The sequence below is a fragment of the Aureimonas sp. D3 genome, assembly GCF_001463805.1.
Classification (GTDB): Bacteria; Pseudomonadota; Alphaproteobacteria; order Rhizobiales; family Rhizobiaceae; genus Aureimonas; species Aureimonas ureilytica_A.
Genome location: NZ_BBWM01000010.1, coordinates 16,040 through 33,328 on the forward strand (window position 1 = coordinate 16,040; position 17,289 = coordinate 33,328).

The 17,289-nt window shown below is 67.4% G+C and carries 20 protein-coding genes; 4 read left to right on the forward strand and 16 right to left on the reverse strand.

The window, feature by feature from the left end; all coding sequences use genetic code 11:
* Window positions 1-139 precede the first annotated feature (139 nt).
* The 5 genes from AUL36_RS24390 to AUL36_RS03515 all read right to left on the reverse strand — a co-directional run bounded on the left by AUL36_RS24390 (window position 140) and on the right by AUL36_RS03515 (window position 7,482).
* Complete coding sequence (locus tag AUL36_RS24390) at window positions 140-1,468, reverse strand: DUF4167 domain-containing protein (protein ID WP_244497017.1); 1,329 nt, start codon at window positions 1,466-1,468, stop codon at window positions 140-142.
* Window positions 1,469-1,815: 347 nt separating this feature from the next.
* Entirely contained in the window at window positions 1,816-2,712 is an 897-nt protein-coding gene (prmC, locus tag AUL36_RS03500) for a peptide chain release factor N(5)-glutamine methyltransferase (protein WP_062218096.1), read from the reverse strand.
* Window positions 2,713-2,720: 8 nt separating this feature from the next.
* The gene (gene prfA / locus AUL36_RS03505; protein WP_062218099.1) at window positions 2,721-3,794 is read right to left on the reverse strand and encodes a peptide chain release factor 1; all 1,074 of its coding nucleotides are present in this window, start codon (window positions 3,792-3,794) and stop codon (window positions 2,721-2,723) included.
* A gap of 75 nt (window positions 3,795-3,869) precedes the next feature.
* Complete coding sequence (gene ptsP, locus AUL36_RS03510) at window positions 3,870-6,137, reverse strand: phosphoenolpyruvate--protein phosphotransferase (RefSeq protein ID WP_058598662.1); 2,268 nt, start codon at window positions 6,135-6,137, stop codon at window positions 3,870-3,872.
* 91 nt (window positions 6,138-6,228) lie between these two features.
* Entirely contained in the window at window positions 6,229-7,482 is a 1,254-nt protein-coding gene (locus AUL36_RS03515; RefSeq protein ID WP_058598661.1) for an aspartate kinase, read from the reverse strand.
* A 242-nt stretch (window positions 7,483-7,724) separates the two neighbouring features.
* Between AUL36_RS03515 and ubiG the strand changes: the two genes are divergently transcribed.
* The 3 genes from ubiG (at window position 7,725) to AUL36_RS03530 (ending at window position 9,846) form a co-directional block, all read left to right on the forward strand.
* Window positions 7,725-8,471: a bifunctional 2-polyprenyl-6-hydroxyphenol methylase/3-demethylubiquinol 3-O-methyltransferase UbiG gene (gene ubiG, locus AUL36_RS03520; RefSeq protein WP_058598660.1), complete on the forward strand. Its 747-nt coding sequence runs from the start codon at window positions 7,725-7,727 to the stop codon at window positions 8,469-8,471.
* Window positions 8,472-8,591: 120 nt separating this feature from the next.
* Window positions 8,592-9,068, forward strand: coding sequence for a hypothetical protein (locus AUL36_RS03525; protein ID WP_062218102.1), 477 nt, complete (start codon window positions 8,592-8,594; stop codon window positions 9,066-9,068).
* A gap of 295 nt (window positions 9,069-9,363) precedes the next feature.
* A complete protein-coding gene (locus AUL36_RS03530) occupies window positions 9,364-9,846 on the forward strand; it encodes a Dps family protein (RefSeq protein ID WP_058598658.1) in 483 nt (160 codons plus the stop codon).
* 124 nt (window positions 9,847-9,970) lie between these two features.
* On the opposite strand, the gene AUL36_RS03535 is transcribed toward AUL36_RS03530, so the two are convergent.
* From AUL36_RS03535 to AUL36_RS03560, 6 genes are read right to left on the reverse strand one after another with little or no spacing between them, the layout of a single operon-like run.
* Window positions 9,971-10,258 (reverse strand): DUF1289 domain-containing protein, encoded by a 288-nt coding sequence (locus AUL36_RS03535; protein ID WP_082655501.1) that lies wholly within the window; start codon window positions 10,256-10,258, stop codon window positions 9,971-9,973.
* A gap of 34 nt (window positions 10,259-10,292) precedes the next feature.
* Window positions 10,293-10,613 carry a DUF1289 domain-containing protein gene (locus AUL36_RS03540; protein ID WP_062218108.1) on the reverse strand — a complete coding sequence of 107 codons (321 nt, stop codon included), beginning with the start codon at window positions 10,611-10,613 and terminating at the stop codon, window positions 10,293-10,295.
* Window positions 10,614-10,671: 58 nt separating this feature from the next.
* On the reverse strand, window positions 10,672-11,118 hold the full coding sequence (locus AUL36_RS03545) for a DUF1178 family protein (protein ID WP_062218111.1): 447 nt from the start codon (window positions 11,116-11,118) through the stop codon (window positions 10,672-10,674).
* Entirely contained in the window at window positions 11,115-11,978 is an 864-nt protein-coding gene (locus tag AUL36_RS03550) for a carbon-nitrogen hydrolase family protein (RefSeq protein ID WP_062218114.1), read from the reverse strand. The genes AUL36_RS03545 and AUL36_RS03550 overlap by 4 nt, the downstream gene beginning before the upstream one ends.
* A gap of 12 nt (window positions 11,979-11,990) precedes the next feature.
* Window positions 11,991-12,248, reverse strand: coding sequence for a glutaredoxin 3 (gene grxC / locus AUL36_RS03555; protein WP_058598653.1), 258 nt, complete (start codon window positions 12,246-12,248; stop codon window positions 11,991-11,993).
* 55 nt (window positions 12,249-12,303) lie between these two features.
* Complete coding sequence (locus AUL36_RS03560) at window positions 12,304-13,050, reverse strand: ComF family protein (RefSeq protein ID WP_082655530.1); 747 nt, start codon at window positions 13,048-13,050, stop codon at window positions 12,304-12,306.
* Window positions 13,051-13,258: 208 nt separating this feature from the next.
* On the opposite strand from AUL36_RS03560, the gene AUL36_RS03565 reads away from it, so the two are divergent.
* The gene (locus AUL36_RS03565; RefSeq protein ID WP_062218119.1) at window positions 13,259-14,143 is read left to right on the forward strand and encodes a methyltransferase domain-containing protein; all 885 of its coding nucleotides are present in this window, start codon (window positions 13,259-13,261) and stop codon (window positions 14,141-14,143) included.
* Window positions 14,144-14,160: 17 nt separating this feature from the next.
* Here the strand turns inward: AUL36_RS03565 and AUL36_RS03570 are convergent, their stop codons facing one another.
* The 5 genes from AUL36_RS03570 to argJ form a co-directional block, all read right to left on the reverse strand.
* A complete protein-coding gene (locus AUL36_RS03570; RefSeq protein WP_082655502.1) occupies window positions 14,161-14,364 on the reverse strand; it encodes a Flp family type IVb pilin in 204 nt (67 codons plus the stop codon).
* The gene (locus tag AUL36_RS03575) at window positions 14,358-14,633 is read right to left on the reverse strand and encodes a hypothetical protein (RefSeq protein WP_062218122.1); all 276 of its coding nucleotides are present in this window, start codon (window positions 14,631-14,633) and stop codon (window positions 14,358-14,360) included. The genes AUL36_RS03570 and AUL36_RS03575 overlap by 7 nt, the downstream gene beginning before the upstream one ends.
* Before the next feature lie 107 nt (window positions 14,634-14,740).
* Complete coding sequence (mutT, locus tag AUL36_RS03580) at window positions 14,741-15,148, reverse strand: 8-oxo-dGTP diphosphatase MutT (protein ID WP_058598650.1); 408 nt, start codon at window positions 15,146-15,148, stop codon at window positions 14,741-14,743.
* A 32-nt stretch (window positions 15,149-15,180) separates the two neighbouring features.
* On the reverse strand, window positions 15,181-15,969 hold the full coding sequence (locus tag AUL36_RS03585; RefSeq protein WP_062218125.1) for a GNAT family N-acetyltransferase: 789 nt from the start codon (window positions 15,967-15,969) through the stop codon (window positions 15,181-15,183).
* Window positions 15,950-17,182: a bifunctional glutamate N-acetyltransferase/amino-acid acetyltransferase ArgJ gene (gene argJ / locus AUL36_RS03590; protein ID WP_062218128.1), complete on the reverse strand. Its 1,233-nt coding sequence runs from the start codon at window positions 17,180-17,182 to the stop codon at window positions 15,950-15,952. Before argJ ends, AUL36_RS03585 begins: the two co-directional genes overlap by 20 nt.
* Window positions 17,183-17,289 lie beyond the last annotated feature (107 nt).

Consider the following 17,289-nt stretch of genomic DNA (forward strand, 5'->3'; position numbering starts at 1 on the left):
GTTTCAGCCCGATCAAAGAGGGCATCGGCCCCGCCCAAGGCCTCCCTCCCATCTTTTTTCACAGCGCTGTGAAGGGATCCAAAACGCGAAAAGGCCCGGCGGATGAGCCGGGCCTTTCGATGCGGATAGAGACGTGCGGTCAGTCGTGCGAGGCGAGTTCCAGATCGGATGCGCCACCCTCGCCTTCGCCGCGTTCGCCCTTTTTCTTGCGCGGGCGGCCGGGCTTGCGCTTGGCGGCCGCATCGGCAGCCTCGGCCTCCGATGAAGCGACCGGAGCGGCGGCAGCGCGCGGACGGCGCTTGGGCTCTTCTGTGCTGGCGGGCGCCACTGCGGCCTCACCCTCGCTCGGCGCGGCCTCGCGGCGCGCGCGGGGACGGCGCTTGGGCTCGTCCGCAGCGGCTTCGCTGGCAGGCGACACAGGCTCGGACACCGGAGCCGCAGGGGCGACGGTCGCAGCGGGAGCCGGTGCGGAACTCGTCTCGACCGGCGCGGGCGCGGGCGGGGGAGCCGCGTGGTGGGTCTCGACGCTCTCCGGACGTGGCGCGACGGGAGCCTCGCCCGAAGCCTGCGCTTCGCCGGCCTGCGCCGGGGCACCCTCGAGGCGCTGGTCGTCGCGGCGACGATCGTCGAAGCGGCCGAAGCGCTCTTCGAAGCGGCGCTCGCCGCTGCGATCATTGCGCTCGCCCCGCTCGTTGAAGCGCGGGCGGTCGCCGCGATCGCGACGGTTTTCGCGATTGTCCCGGTTGTCGCGGCGCTGGCCCTCGAAACGCTGCCCTTCGCCCTGCGGCGCGGCGCGGTTCTCCTCGCCTTCCGGCGCGGCGAAAGGCTGCGGCCCGGTGCCGGCCGGGCTCTGCTGTTGGCGGTCGCGGTAGCCATTGTCGTTGCGATCGCGGTTGTACGGGCGGTCGCCACGCTCCCCGCGCTCGCCCCGGAATTCACGGCGCTCGCCGCGATCGTTCCGCTCGCCGCGATTGTCCCGGCTTTGGCCATCCCGGTTCTGGCCGTCGCGGGACTGGTAATCCCGGTTTTGATGCTCGCGGTTCTGCCCGTCGCGGTTCTGACGCTCGCCGCCATGGCCGTTGAAGCCCTGGCCGCCTTGGCGCTCGGCCTGCGGGGCCGCCGGCATCTCGCCACCGGCACCCTCTTCCAGCTCGTCCTCGAACTCGTCGAAGTCGCGCTCGGGTTGCGAAGGCTTGAACTCGCCCATCGCGGCGGCGACGATCCGGCCGTAATGTTCGGCGTGCTGGAGATAGTTCTCGGCCATCACCCGGTCGCCGGACGCGGCGGCGTCGCGCGCCAGCGTCGTGTACTTGTCGGCGATGTGCTGGGCGGTGCCGCGAATCTTGACGTCGGGACCGTTCGACTCAAAGGAGCGGGACAGAGGATTGGGGCCTTTGCGTCCGCCGTTGCCGCTACCGCCGCGCCCGCGCATCCGCTGCTTGTTCTGCTGCTGCTGTCCTGGCCTCATGACCATCCTGTCATCTGGATATCCGGCTCTGCGAGCCGGTTGGGCTCCATATCGCGAAAGCGCGCTCGGCGGCTTCGCTCGGGTCTTCTAGGGAGTGTCTGCCGGGCGAACGGGTGGGTTCGGCCGGCATTCCTCATCTGATGAAGTGTGCGGTCCGTTGCGGCGATCCCCTTCGCCGCTGTGACGGACGGGACGGAGCTTCTTCGAGCGTCCCGCAACCCGGATGGGGGCAATTCCCCTCCGAACGGAGGGGACGTCCCCCTCGGTCATTCCGTCTTTCAGGAACTTGTGTAGTGATCCGCGCGCGATCCCACAAGGGGTTCGCTTGTGTCGCCTCCAAGTTCACGTCAGTTTCCTGCCGATTTCCCCTGTTTTTCCAACGCATCGTCGCCGCAAAACCACAGGGCGCGCGCAATGCCGGACAGGTCTGCGCGGGTTTCGCGCCAGCTCAGGCCTGCTTCGCGCGCCAGCGCCCGCACGTCCCCCTCCTGCCCGATGCCGATTTCAAGGAGCAGATCGCCGCCCGGTTTGAGCTTGGGCGCAGCCGCCGCGCAGAGCGCGCGATAGGCCGTCAAACCGTCCGTGCCCCCATCCAACGCCAGCATCGGGTCGTGCTCGCGCACGCCCGCATCCAGCGTCTCGATGTCGGCGGAGGGAATGTAAGGCGGATTGCTGACGATCGCGGTGAGCGAGCCGGGCGCGAGCGCCGCCAGATAATCGCCCCGCAGCGCCCAGAAGCGCGCGCCGACGCCTGCCCCTTCCGCATTGCGCCGCGCCGTTTCGAGCGCGCCCTCGGAGAGATCCACCGCCACGCAGCGGCTTTGCGGAAACAGCGCCAGAAGCGAGACCGCGATGGCGCCCGTGCCCGTGCCGATATCGGCAAAGACGAACTCGTCCTCACCGCGCGCGCGAAAGGCGCTCGCCGCCAGTTCCACCAGAATTTCCGTGTCGGGGCGAGGCTCCAGCGTTTCGGGCGAAAGCTCGAATTCGTGATCGTAGAAGAACCGCCGCCCCAGAATGCGCCCCACTGGCTCGCCCGCGAGCCGGCGCGCGGCGCGCTCGGCGAGCCGTGCCGCCGCCTCGGCTGCGACTGGTTCCCCCTCGCGCAGGATCAGTCCGGCGCTGTCGAGGCCGAGCGTGTCACAAAGAAGAAGCCGCGCGTCGAGATCGGGCGTTGCCAGCCCCGCCTGCCGGAAGGCCTGCCGGAGGCCGCGATGAAGCGCGCCGAGGCTGCTCTCGCTCATGGCCTTCGTCAGGAGCCCATGGCGGCGAGCCGCGCCGCCTGATCGTCGGCCACCAGCGCGTCCACCAGCTCGTCCATCTCGCCCTCGATCACCCGGTCGAGCTTGTAGAGCGTCAGGTTGATGCGGTGGTCGGTGACGCGCCCCTGCGGGAAATTATAGGTGCGGATGCGCTCGGAGCGGTCGCCCGAGCCGATCTGCGCCTTGCGGTCGGCCGAGCGCTCGGCATCCAGGCGCGAGCGCTCCATGTCGAACAGGCGCGCCCGCAGAACCTGCATGGCTCTGGCGCGGTTCTGGTGCTGCGACTTTTCCGAGGAGGTCACGACGATGCCGGTCGGCAGATGCGTGATGCGCACGGCCGAGTCGGTTGTGTTGACATGCTGCCCGCCCGCGCCTGACGAGCGCATCGTGTCGATGCGGATGTCCTCGGCGCGAATGTCGATATCGACCTCCTCCGCCTCGGGCAGCACGGCGACCGTCGCGGCCGAGGTGTGGATGCGCCCTTGCGACTCGGTGGCCGGCACGCGCTGCACCCGGTGCACGCCGGACTCGAATTTCAGACGCGAGAACACGCCGACGCCCTTCACGGAGGCGACGACTTCGCGGTATCCGCCCGCCTCGCCGTCCGAGGCTTCGAGCACTTCGACCTTCCAGCCGCGACCATCGGCATAGCGCTGGTACATGCGGAAGAGATCGCCCGCGAAGAGCCCGGCCTCCGAGCCGCCCGTGCCGGCGCGGATTTCGAGGATCGCGCCCTTGGCGTCCGCCGCATCCTTGGGCAGGAGCAGAATCAGAAGCTCGGCCGACAGCGTTTCCAGCCGGGTCTCGACCTCGCCGATCTCGCTCGCGGCCAAGTCCCGCATCTCGCGGTCGGAGGCGGGATCGTTCAGCATATCACGTAGATCGGCCAGCTCCTGCTCTGCGGCGCGATAGGTGCGGATGCCCGCGACGACATCTTCCAGGCCGGACCATTCGGTCGCGAGCCGCTTATAGGTCTCATGATCGGGCCCGGAGGCCATTTCGGCCTGCAGCTGGTCCGCCCGCCTCAGGATCTCCGTCATGGTGTTTTCGGGGAGAATGGCCATTCTTTGCCTTCAGTAGGACCGACACGAAAGGGGCCCGGTGTCAGGCCCCTGTCTCGTTCCGGTCCGATTTTCCGTTCAGCAGGGGATGGAGTTCGCGGCCGCGAATTCCTCGAGCAACTGACGGAAGGTCTGTTTCGGATGCTTCTCGGCCAGATGGGCGGTGATCCGCCGGTTCAAGGCCTCGGCGTCCAGTTCCACCAGCATCGCCTTGACCGGGCCGATCGAGGCCGAGGTCATGGAGATGGAGCGGAAGCCGAGGCCGATCAACGCCATGGCCGAGATCGGACGCCCCGCCATTTCGCCGCAGAGCGTGGCCGAGACGGAGTTGCGCTTGGCCGCGTCGAGGATTTCGCGCAGCGCTCGCATGAAGGGCGTCGAGAGATCGTCGAAGCGCCCGGCGATCTGCGCATTGCCCCGGTCCACCGCCGAGAAGAACTGGAACAGGTCGTTCGAGCCGATCGACACGAAGTCCACCAGCTGCATCAGCTCGTCCAGCTGGAACAGAAGCGAGGGCACCTCGATCATGGCGCCGAGCTTCAACCGGCGCGGCATGACATGGCCGAAGCGCGTCAGATGCTTGAACTCGCGGCTGATCAGGTCGCGCGCCTGCCGAAGCTCGTTGAGATCGGTCACCATTGGGAACATCACGCGCAACTCGCGCCCGCCCGCCGCCTTCAACAGGGCGCGAAGCTGGGTGCGCATCAGGCCCGGCCGGTCGAGCGCCAGGCGCAGCGCGCGGTAGCCGAGCGCCGGGTTCTCTTCTGGTGACTGGTGGAGATAGGGCAGAACCTTGTCGCCGCCGATGTCGAGCGTGCGGAAGGTCACGGGCTTGCCGCCGGCCGCGTCTAGCACCGCCGAATAGAGCCGCTCCTGATCGCTGGTCTTGGGCATGGTCGAGGCGATCATGAACTGAAGCTCGGTGCGGAACAGCCCGATGCCGGCCGCGCCCGCCGCTTCCAACTGCGGCAGGTCCACGAGCAGACCCGCGTTCATCATCAGATCGACGTCCTGCCCGTCCTTGGTGCAGGCGGCGACGTCGCGCAGCGCACGGTAGCGCTCCTGCCGCTTGGCGCGGAACTTCACGCGCTCGGCGAAGACATTCTCGATATCGACGGGCGGGCGCAGATGGACGCTGCCCTCCTCACCGTCGACGATGATCGCATCGCCCTTCTCCGACATGGAGACGGCGCCCTTGGCCTGCCCGACCACGGGAATGCCGAGCGCGCGCGCGACGATGACGACATGGCTCGTGGGCGCGCCCTCTTCGAGCACGAGGCCGCGAATCTGATCGCGGCGATAGTCGAGAAGCTCGGCCGCGCCCATGGAGCGGGCGACGATCACCGCATCGCCCGACGCGCCATCGGCGAACATGTCGCCCGAACGGCCCATCAGCTCGCGCAGCAAACGGTTGGCGAGATCGTCGAAATCGTGGAGCCGTTCGCGCAAGTAAGGGTCGGTCATGTGCATCATGCGCGCGCGCATGTCGTTCTGCACTTTTTCGACCGAGGCTTCGGCCGTCAGGCCGTTGCGCACGGCCTCTTCGAGGCGGCGCACCCAGCCGCGATCATGCGCGAACATGCGATAGGCTTCGAGAACGGCGCGATGCTCACCCTCGGCCGCCATGTCGCGGCGCGACAGCATGTCCTCGATGGAGATGCGCAGATTGGACACCGCGCGGTCGAGACGCGAGACCTCGGCCTCGGCGTCCTCATTGAAGAGATTGGTGACAACGACGCGCGGCTCGTGCAGCACGACATGGCCAAGGCCGATACCATCGGCCAGCGCGATGCCGGTAAAGTGGACGGGGCGCGAGAGATCGAGCACCACGCCCGGCCGCGACAGCCCTTCCAGGCTGCCGGCCGCGATCATCTCGGCGACCACCATGGCGACGGTTTCGAGCGCCTCGGTTTCCTCGTCGCGATAAACGCGCTTTTCCTTGTTCTGCACAACGAGCACGCCGAGCGTGCGCCCCGCGCGCAGGATCGGCACGCCGAGGAAGGAGAGGAAAATCTCCTCCCCCGTTTCGGGCAGATAGGTGAAGGCCGGATGCTTCTGCGCGTCCTGAAGGTTCAGGGCGCGGGCTGTCGCCGCGATCGTGCCCACAAGTCCTTCGCCCAGGCGCAGCTGCGCCAGATGCACGGAGCCGGGATTCAGGCCCTCGGTCGCGTAAAGCTCCAGAACACCGTCCGCTCGCAGGACATAAAGCGAGCAGACCTCCGCCACCATATTGGCGGCGATCTGGCGCACGATCTCATCGAGCCGAGCCTGGGGTTCCAGAGGCTCGGCCATGAGTTCCCTGATCCGGCGCATCAACATGCGCGGTCCCGAGGAGTCGCTTCGCATCAGAGGCGTCTTCCGTCAGCGATGGGCCTTCCCGAACGAATCGCTCCGAGCGGGACGAGGGGACAGGCGCCCGCCGCGGGCGCCGCCGGGATCAAGCTTTGTCGAGACCGTAGACGGAATGCAAGCTCCGCACGGCCAGCTCGGTATATTCGCCGTCGATGAGAATGGAGATCTTGATCTCCGAGGTGGTGATGGCGCGAATATTGATGCCGCGCGCCGCCAGCGCCTTAAAGGCCGTCGCCGCGACGCCCGTGTGCGAGCGCATGCCGATGCCGATCACCGAGACCTTGGTGAGGCCGCGTTCGGACTGCACCACGTCGAAGCGCATCTCGGTCTTGGCGGCCTCGATCACCTGCATGGCCTTGGCGAGGTCGCCGGCCGGCACGGTGAAGGTCATGTCGGTGCGCGTGCCGTCTTCCGAGACGTTCTGCACGATCATGTCGACATTGACGCCAGCGTCCGCGAGCGGGCCGAAAATGGCGGCGGCGACGCCCGGCTGGTCCTCGACCCGGCGCAGCGAGATCTGCGCCTCATCCTTGGCGTAGGCGATGCCGGTGACGACCTGCTGTTCCACGATTTCATCCTCGTCGCAAATAAGTGTGCCGGGCGGGTTCAGGAAGTCGCCCATGCCCGGCGCGTCCGGGTCCTCGAAGGAGGAGCGCACGAAGGTGCGCACCTTATGGACCATGGCCAGTTCCACCGAGCGCACCTGAAGCACCTTGGCGCCGAGCGAGGCCATTTCGAGCATTTCCTCGAAGGAAACGCGCGCCATGCGCCGGGCCTTGGGCTCGATGCGCGGATCGGTCGTGTAGACGCCGTCCACGTCCGTATAGATGTCGCAGCGATCCGCCTTGAGCGCGGCGGCGACGGCCACCGCCGAGGTGTCCGAGCCGCCCCGGCCGAGCGTCGCGATGCGATTGTCGGGCGCCAGCCCCTGGAAACCGGCGATCACGGCCACCTGGCCCTCGGCGAAGCGGCGCACGATCTCGGACCCGTCGATCTCCTGGATACGGGCCGAGGCATGCGCGCCATCGGTGCGGATGGGAATCTGCCAGCCCTGCCAGGATCGGGCGTTGATGCCCATGTTCTGCAGGGTGATCGCCAGAAGCCCCGCCGTCACCTGCTCGCCCGAGGCGACGACCGCGTCGTATTCGCGCGCGTCGTGCATGGAGGAGGCTTCGGTGCACCAGCCGACCAGTTCGTTGGTCTTGCCGGACATGGCCGAAACCACCACGGCCACCTGATGACCCGCGTCGACCTCGCGTTTCACATGGCGGGCCACGTTACGGATCCGGGCGATGTCGGCGACGGAAGTGCCGCCGAATTTGAGAACGAGACGCGCCATGAAACCATCGTGCCAGCTTGGGGCCCCGTCGCCGCCCGAACGGCGCGGCGGACACCCGCAAGATAAAGAAACGCCGGCCGGCGGCGTGTTCCCTTGAATGAAGCGAAGAAGCCGAAGGCAGGCGGGCCGAGTTAACCGAAGCGCCGCCGTTTCGCAAGCAGAGCGCGCAGCGGTCGCGCTTGACAATCGTGCTCGCGGCGGAACATGCCCCTTCACACAGGGACGGCGAGCGGAGACATGGGATGACGGACGCGGCGCGGCAGACGACGGTGGACGCGGACGAGGTCGAGCGTTTCTCGCGCCTTTCGGCCGAGTGGTGGAACCCGACCGGCAAGTTCAAGCCGCTGCACAAGTTCAACCCCGTGCGCGTGGCCTATCTGCGCGAGCAGATCTCGATGAATTTCGGGCGCGAGCTATCCTCGCTGACGCCCTTCAAGGGGTTGCGCATTCTCGATATCGGCTGCGGCGGCGGGCTGATCTGCGAGCCCATGGCGCGACTGGGCGCCGAGGTGCTCGGCGCAGACGCATCCGCGACCAATATCGAGGTGGCCAAGCTCCATGCCGCGCAGGGCGGCCTGTCGATCGACTACCGGGCCGAGACGGCCGAGGCGCTGGATCAGGCCGGCGAGCGGTTCGACGTGGTGTTGGCGCTCGAAGTCGTGGAACACGTCTCCGATGTCGATCTCTTTCTACGCTCGGCCGCGCGCATGGTGAAGCCCGGCGGGCTCCTGTTCGTCGCCACGATCAACCGCACGATGAAGGCCATGGCCTTCGCGATTGTGGGCGCGGAATACGTCTTGGGCTGGCTGCCCAAGGGCACGCATCAATATTCCAAGCTGGTGCGCCCGGAGGAAATCCGCCGCCCCGTCGAGGGCGAGGGTCTCGCCTTCATCGACGAGACGGGCGTCGTGTACCATCCGCTGGCCGACGAGTGGCGCCGCTCGCGCGACTTGGACGTGAACTACATGCTGCTCGCGCGCCGGTCCTGATCTCGGCTGCACGGAAGCCACATGCCCCCTTCCGGTGGCGGCCAAGCTCTGCTAGAGAATGCTTCCATCGAAAGTCATGTTTTCGCAGCACGGCTGGCTGTGAGTGAGGCAGAGGATTTGATGTCCGTTCTGGCGATGCGCGTTACCCCGGCTCACGACGAGAACCGGGTTCTGGCTTTCCCTCGCTGCCCGACCGCCGAGCGCGTCGCGGCAGCGCGGGAGCTGTCGGACACGCAGCGCCTCGAACTGGAGCAGCTACGCTGGCTGGCGCTGCGATCGCAGCTCGCCCCGAAGGCCGATCTGGAACGCGCCTGCTACCTTCTCGCGGGGCAACCGACCGCCTCGCTCGACCGCTACGCCACCGTCTTCTTCCGGGCGCTGTGCGATCACGCCACCTCCGAGATGACGGTCTATCGCCCCGGCGCTTCGCAGGTCAGCGACGACGAATCCTGGCTGCTGCGCCTCCTCGCGGCCTGGCGCTCGGAGCAGGACGCCGCCGCAGGTGCCCTCGTTTCCTGGCGCGTGCGTCCGCAGGCGCGGCGCTGGATGCGCTTCCTGTCGCATGGCATGGTCCGCGCGCTCGACGCGGCGGCCTGACCCGTCATGACGCTCGGATCGACCCCGTCGCTCCGAGTCATCGACCGCCGCGCGGCTGGACCACTGGTCGTCACCCCGCCTGTTAATTCCCTACACTTACGCTCGTCGGGGCATCGCAATGCCGTCGGTCAGCCGCGTTTCACGCCGAGCGAAAACTCCGCCTCGCAGTTTAGAATGATTCAAAACTAAGTTGCGCTGGCATCTTGGACTCGCTAGTTTAGAACCATTCCAAGGTGGCTCGGCCCCCCTTGCCCAGAATCACCATCGACGTCCACCGTCACGAAAGGAGAGACCCATGGGTTTCGTCGCCGCGAAGATCGAACCGACCGCCAAGGAAGAAATCGTCAATGGCCTGACGCAGGCTCTGGCCGAGACCGCCATCGAGACGCTGAAGGCGCAGAACTTCCACTGGAACGTGACGGGCATGAGCTTCGGCGCCCTGCATGAGCTGTTCCAGGAAATCTACGAAGATCACTTCGAGGCTCAGGACCTTCTCGCCGAGCGCATCAAGGCGTTCGACGCCCATGCCGAAGGCCGCTACTCGCTCTACCTCGAGCGCTCCGCTGTTCCCGAGCATGACGGCCGCACCGACGCCAAGACCATGGTCGAAGTCCTCATGAAGGATCAGGAGACCCTGTCGTCCACGCTTTCGGCCCTCGCGCAGGTCGCCGAGCAGCATGGCGACTGGGCGACCAACGACATGGCGACCGGCCGCATCGAGAAGCACGACAAGTTCGCGTGGATGCTCCGCGCTCACCTGAAGACGACCGCCGCTTAATTCGGCATTCGTCAGGCAGACAAGAAAGGCCCGCCGGAGCGATCCGGCGGGCCTTTCTCGTCCATGGCTTCGAAGATAGGCTGAGACGCTTCGCTCGAGCCCATCCGGCAGAACCGAACCGGCTTTAGCCGGCCGTCTCCGCGTCTTCCTCGTCCAGCGGACAGGGCACACCCTCGCGCTCGCATTTGCGCTTGTAGGCGATGGCCCAAAAGGCGGGGTTCTTGTGTTCGGAGCGCAGCCGCTCCATCAGTCCGTCGAAGAAAGCCTTCTTGGCCTCGGCGCTGCCCGAGCGCGGAAAGGAATCCTTCTCCGCCTTGGTCATCATGCAGCCGACGCAGCGCCCCGCGCGTTTGTATTTGCACACATCAACACAGGGGCTCGGAGCATCGGCCCAGACCTCAGAAACGCTCATCACCACCGCCCCAAACGAACAACATAGCGTGCAGCTAGGCAGCCACGCGCGGCTTGTCGAGGGCCTCTGCGTCCAGCGCGGCGTCCAGCTTGTCGAGCGGGCACGGCCGATCCTTCTTGTCGCAGCGGCGGCGATACATGCGCGACCAGTAGCCGAGCCGGCCGGACGCCTCCAGCCGTGCCACGAGCAGCGCGAGGAAGCCCTTCTTCTCGGCCTTGCCGCCGAGCTTCTTGAAGCGTTTCTTTTCCGGCTTGGTCATGCCGCAGCCGATGCAATGGCCATTGTCGCGAAACTTGCAGACGGAGATGCAGGGCGACGGGGCCTTCGCCCAGGTCTTGGTCTTGGCCACGGCCATCCTTTCCGAATTGCGATCAGGGACGCTCGTGCCTCGCGCGGCGAGGCGAGGTCTGAATTCAGTTCTTGTCTTCGGGCAGCGGCGGCAGGGGGATGGCGGTGATCCCCTCCTCCATCAGCGCACGCACGTCGCCGCCCGAGGCCTCGCCATAGATCTGGCGTTCCTCGGCCTCGCCGTAATGAATGCGGCGCGCCTCCTCCGCAAACTCGTTGCCGACATAATCGGCCTTGGCGCGAACCTCGCGGGCAAGCTCCTGCAAGCGCGCCATGGCCTCGGCGACTTCACTCGGCACACCCACAGCCGCAGCGCTCTCGCTCGGGCGCGACAGGGCGCGCTCGGAGGTCGACACCGCCGGACGCATCAGCGCCTTCGACACATCCTTCGCGCCGCAGACGGGGCATTCCAGAAACCCGCGCGCGGCCTTGGCTTCGAAATCGGCGCCGGATCGAAACCAGCCGTCGAACCCGTGCCCGGCCGGCTCGCAGCGCAGGGAATAATGGATCATGCGAGAGCGAAGTCCCCGCGCGGGGCCGGCGCGTCGAAGCGGCGGCGGTTCTTCAGATTGGGAACCTTGGCGCGAATGGCCGCGACCTCGCCCGTATCGACTTCGGCCAGCGCGATGCCCGGCTCGTCGCCCGCGACCTCGGCGAGCACCCGGCCCCAGGGGTCGATCGCGATCGAATGCCCGTAGGTCTCGCGCCCGTCCTCATGCAGCCCGCCCTGCGCGGCGGCCAGCATGAAGCAATTGTTCTCGATGGCGCGCGCGCGCAGGAGAATGTGCCAATGCGCCTCGCCCGTCTGGCGCGTGAAGGCGGCCGGAGCGGTCAGGATTTCGGCGCCCGCCAGCGCCTCGGCGCGGAAAAGCTCGGGAAAGCGCATGTCGTAGCAGACCGCAAAGCCGAGCTTGGCCGCTCTGCCATTCACCGCGATCTCGGCCAGACCCGCCCGCGCGCCGGGCACATAGGTCGCCGATTCGCGCCAGCTTTCGCCCTTGTCGAGATCGACGTCGAACATGTGGATCTTGTCATAGGTCTCGATCGTCTCGCCGTCCGGCCCGATCAGGAAGGCGCGGTTGGCGGCCATGCCATCCGGCGCCTCGACCGCTGTCGAGCCGAGATGCAGCGTGATGCGATGACGGCGCGCAAGGGCCCGCGCGGCGGCCACCACCGGATCGGTCTCGGCCGGCTTCAGATGCGCGCGAAAGACTTGGCGGTCGCGGCAGAGAATGCCGGTCATCTCGGGCGTCTGCACGTAATGCGCGCCCTTCGCCACGGCCTCGGTCACAAGGCGCTCCATCGCCTCGGCATTGCGCGCGGGATCGACGCCGGAGCGCATCTGGACGAGCGCGGCCTTGAAGACGGTCATCGCGAAGCCCTCTCAGGCGGCCAGAAGCGGATCGAGCTTGCCGGCTCGATCCAGCGCATAAAGATCGTCGCAGCCGCCGACATGCGTCTCGCCGATGAAAATCTGCGGGAAGGTCGAGCGGCCGGGCGCGCGCTCCATCATCTCCTGGCGGAAGGCGGGATTTACGGTCGCGTCCTTCTCGTCGAAGCTCACGCCCTTGGACGAGAGAAGCTGCTTGGCGCGCGAGCAATAGCCGCAGAGCTGCCGTGTGTAGATCGTGACGGGGGGCATGAAGGCTCCTTGGCAAGTCGAGGCAAGACGGTCGGATCAGCCATCCCATATGCGGTCAACCGCGCCCGGCCGCAACCCTTGCGAAGACGAGCACATCGACCTCCCGTGCGCCGCCGCGCTTCAGCGCGCGCACGGCCGCCGAGACGGTCGCGCCCGTGGTGAAGACATCGTCCACCAGAAGCACGCGCTTGCCCTTGATGTCGGGCAGATGGGCGGCCGGCACCTCGAACGCGCCGCGCACATTGGCCTGCCGCTCGGTCGGCCCGAGCCCGACTTGCGAGCGCGTGCGCTTGACGCGGCGCAGCGCCATGGGGGCGAAAGCCGGCTGCCCGCTCGACAGGAGCCGCGCGAGTTCGGCCGACTGGTTGAACCGGCGGCGAAACAGGCGCGTGCGATGAAGCGGCACGGGCACGATGAGGTCGGCGTCTGCCAGAAGCTCGGCCCCTGCCCGGCGCATCCATCCGGCCATCAAAGGCACGAGGTCCGTCCGGTCGCCATATTTGAGACGTGAAACCAGTTTGGCCGCCAGATCCTCGTAAAGAACGGCGGCGCGCAGGCGCGCGAAGACGGGCGGATCGGCTATCGCCTCGGCCGACAGGAAGCCCTTGCCGAGATCATAGGAGAAAGGCAGGCCCAGCGCCTCGCAATAAGGTCTCTCGATGAAGTGCAGGCTGCGCCAGCAGGACGAGCAAAGGGCTCCCGCCTCGCCCACCGCCACAGCGCAGCCCGCGCAGACGGGCGGATAGAGGAAGCGCGTCAGCGAACGCGACACCAGCGTCCAACCTCGCAAGATCGGCGTCATCGGCTCCATCCCTCTCCGTCCACGGGCCGCGAGCGGCCCGCCCGTTGTCATGGGCAAGCGGGCGCCGCGAATTTCGTTCGCCTTCTTGCCAAGACTTCACGATATAGGCCTGACGGCCACTCGCAAGACCCGCCGCGCCATCCCGCGGCGCTTGCCCGAGACCGTCCCACCTTTCGCCTGCCGAGACCTTGCCTTTCGAGAGCCTGCCATGACCGAAGCCCCTGCCCCGTTCGACCGCGCCCTTCTCGGCCAGCGCCGCCTGCGTGCCCATGCCAAGGCCGAGCCCGGAGCGGACTTCCTGCTTCAGAATGTCGCCGAGGATCTGGTGGATCGTCTGTCGCTGGTGCAGCGCCGGTTCGCGGTGGGCGTCGATCTCGCCGGCTATTCGGGTCAGCTCGCGAGCCGGCTCGCCGCCGGTGGTCAGGTGGACCGCATTCTGCGCATCGAGCGCGACGAGAAGCTGCTCGGGCATGGCAGTGAGGTCGTCGTGGCGGACGAGGAGATGCTGCCGCTGGCGGACGAGAGCGTCGATCTCGTGATCTCGGCCCTGTCGCTGCATCTCACCAACGACACACCGGGAGCCTTCGTGCAGGTGCGCCGCGCGCTCAAGCCGGACGGATTGTTTCTGGCCGCGCTTCTGGGCGGGGACACGCTGAACGAGCTGCGGGCGAGCTTGCTGGCGGCTGAGGCCGAGCTTTCGGGCGGCGCGTCGCCCCGCGTCGCGCCCTTCGCCGACATGCGCGACATCGGCTCGCTGCTCCAGCGCACCGGCTTCGCGCTGCCGGTGATCGATCTCGACCGGCTGACGGTGCGCTACGACACGATCTTCCATCTCATGCGCGATCTGCGCGCCATGGGCATGACCAACATGCTGGACGCGCGCTCGCGCCGCCCGGCCACACGCAGGCTGTTTCTGCGCGCGGGCGAAATCTACGCCGAGCGCTTCGCGGACCCGGACGGGCGTCTGCGCGCCACGTTCGACATCGTCTATGTCTCGGGCTGGCGTCCGCATGACAGCCAGCAGAAGCCGCTCAAGCCCGGCAGCGCGAAGATGAGCCTCGCCGAAGCCCTGAAACCCAAGCCCGACGCCTGAGCCCCCGTCAGGCCGGCTCAGTTCGTCAGTGCAGCGCTGACCTTGGTGGAAACGCCGGACATCATGTCGGAGACGGACACGCCCGCCGCCTGGAACCCGCCGATGGCCGCCACCGCGATCAGCGAGGCCAGAAGCGCATATTCGATCGCCGTCGCGCCGGAGCGATCCGTCAGAGCGCGCCTGACGGTGAGGCTCAGGCTGGTGGAAAGGGCGTTCAACATGCGCCCCTCTGCGATCCATCGGGAAAACGCAGGCAGGAATTCAGATAGGAAGGCGAGGACGGCGCGCCCATGGCGAAGCTGAAGCTCGACGGCGCGACCGAACCGGTGATCGACATGTCGATGCCATCGCCGCTCAGGCTGCGCTCGAACCGAGGCGACAGGCCGACCACGATCGCCAAGGCCAGCGGGCCGACGAGAAGCATCGCGCGCAGCAGTGCGGCACCCGCTCCCGAGCGGCGCGTACGGCGTTTGGAACGGGACTTCGACATGCAAGCCTCCTGACGCGAGAGGACCGAACTTCGTGCCCCAATTTCGCCCGGAAGTGGTAAAGCCCGTTTTAAGGCATATCCTTAACGCAGCGGAATCTGGTCGCGGCTCATAGAAGATCGACCAGAAACGGAATCAGCGGCAAATCCGCCGGCGGCATGGGATAGGCGCGCAGGTCCGCCGCGCGAACCCATTTGATCTGTTGCCCCTCCAGACCGCGCGCGATGCCCTCGAAGCGGCGGCAGACATAGAGCGGCATCAGAAGGTGGAAGTCCTCATAGGTGTGGCTGGCGAAGGTCAGCGGCGCGAGGCAATCGGCCTTGGTCTCGACGCCGATTTCCTCGCGCAACTCGCGTATCAGGGTTTCCTCCGGCGTCTCCCCCGCTTCCACCTTGCCGCCCGGGAACTCCCACAGGCCCGCAAGGCTCTTCCCCGCCGGCCGCTCGGTCAGGAGAATGCGATTGTCGGCATCGATCAGCGCGCAGGCCGCGACGAGAAGAAGACGAGGCGTGGGCATGGGAGAGGCTCCGGCGAAGGAATGGAAAGGGGTCAGACCGCGACGCCCGGCGGCGCGCGGTAGACATAGCGATAGGCCTCGCGAAAGCCGAGCTTGCGGTACAGCGAAAGGCCGGCCTCGTTGTCGGCCTCGACCTGCAACCAGCCGGTGCGCGCGCCGCGATGCATCGTGTGGCGCAGGGCCGTGGTGACGAGATCGCGCGCCATGCCGCGCCGTCGCGCGGCGGGAACCACGGCCACATCCAGAATGCCGGCGAGATCATTGTCGGTGATGGCGAGCGCGACGGCCAGCGGCGCGCCTGCCTCATCCTCGCGGATGAAGAAGGCGGCGGGCGGGCGGATCGAGTTCAGCACTTCCTCCAGGCCCGGCCGCAGCGACGCCGGGCGCTCATGCACGATGAGCGAGGCTTCCAGATAGCGTTGCCCGTCATGGATCGGAATGCGATCGACGCCGGGGTCGAGATCGATCGCGGCGAGATCGGCCATATAGACGACGCTTTCCCCGAAGCGCGACCAGCCGGCCTCATCCAGATGCGCCACCAGCTTGGGTGAGCAGAGGGGCGACTGGCGAAACAGAAGGGGGCGTCCGACATCGGCAAAGCGCAGGCGCGCGGCCTCGATCCGCTCGTCCAGCCGGCTGTCGTCGGAGCGGTCGAGCGGATTGACCGAGTTCAACCGCTTGGCCGGAAAGCTCGTCGTCAGCCGCACGGCCCAGGTGCCGTCGAAAAAGGTCGATGTCGCCGGCCAGGCGCGAAAGCCCGCCGCCTCGAGGCGGCGGACCACGGCCAGACTCGCCGGCGCGTCAGCTCCGGTAGTCACCATTGATCGCGACATAGTCCTTGGTGAGATCGCAGCTATAAACGGTCCAACGCCCGGCTCCGAGGCCGAGTTCGACCCGAATGGCGATCTCGTCCTTCTTCATCTCGGCCGAGGCTTCGGCCTCGCTATACGCCGGGTCGCGCTCGCCCTCGACGGCGACGCGCACGTCCCCGAAGAAGATCGCGAGCCGGTCGCGCTCGGCCGGCTCGCCCGCCTTGCCGACCGCCATCACGACGCGGCCCCAATTGGCGTCCTCACCGGCCACCGCCGTCTTCACCAGCGGCGAATTGGCGATGGACAGCGCGATGCGCTTGGCAGAGGCGTCACTCACCGCGCCCGACACCGTGACCTGAATCTCCTTGCGCGCGCCCTCGCCGTCCCGCGCGACCTGCCGCGCGAGGTCGAGCAGCATGGCGTTCAGCGCCTCGCGGAAGGGCTGAAGGCGCGGATCGGCAGCATCCGTCACCTCGGCGTTGGCGGCCTTGCCGGTCGCAAACAGAAGCAGCGTGTCGGAGGTGGACGTGTCGGAATCCACCGTCACCGAATTGAAGCTCGGAGCGACGGCCTCCGCCAGCAGCGCCTGGAGCGCGGCGGGCGCGATCCTGGCGTCGGTCGCAAGGAAGGACAGCATGGTGGCCATATCGGGCGCGATCATGCCCGCGCCCTTGGCGATGCCGTTCAGCGTCACCGTGGCGTCGCCGAGCTGGACCGTCCGGGTCGCGACCTTGGGATAGGTATCCGTGGTCATGATGGCGTTGGCGGCCTCGCGCCACAGCGCGCCGCTGACTCCCGCGATCAGCGCCGGAATCTGCTGGGTGATCTTACCCGCGTCCAGCGGCTCGCCGATCACGCCGGTCGAGGCCAGAAACACTTCCTCGGGCTGGCAGCCCAGCGCCTCGGCCATGGCCTTGGCGGTGGCCTCGCAGGTGGCGACGCCCTTCTTGCCGGTAAAGGCATTGGCATTGCCGGAATTGACCACCAGCGCACGCGCCGTGCCGGCCTTCAGGGCGAGGCGGCAATGATCCACTGGCGCGGAGGGGCACTTGGAGGTCGTGAACACGCCGGCGACGCTCGTGCCCTCGTCGAAGCGCATGAGCAGAACGTCGGTTCGGTTGCGATACTTGATGCCCGCTTCGGCGGTCGCAATGGCGACGCCCTCGATCGCGGGCATGTCGGGATAGGTGCTGGGCGCAAGCGGCGAAACGGCGGTGGCCATGACTGTTCCCTCTTGGGAGGTTGGGGCGAACGCGCGCTTCCTGCCCGATGCGCCCCTGCGCCGCAAGGGCCGGCGAGCGAACGGGCGCACTTGGCGAAACGAAAACG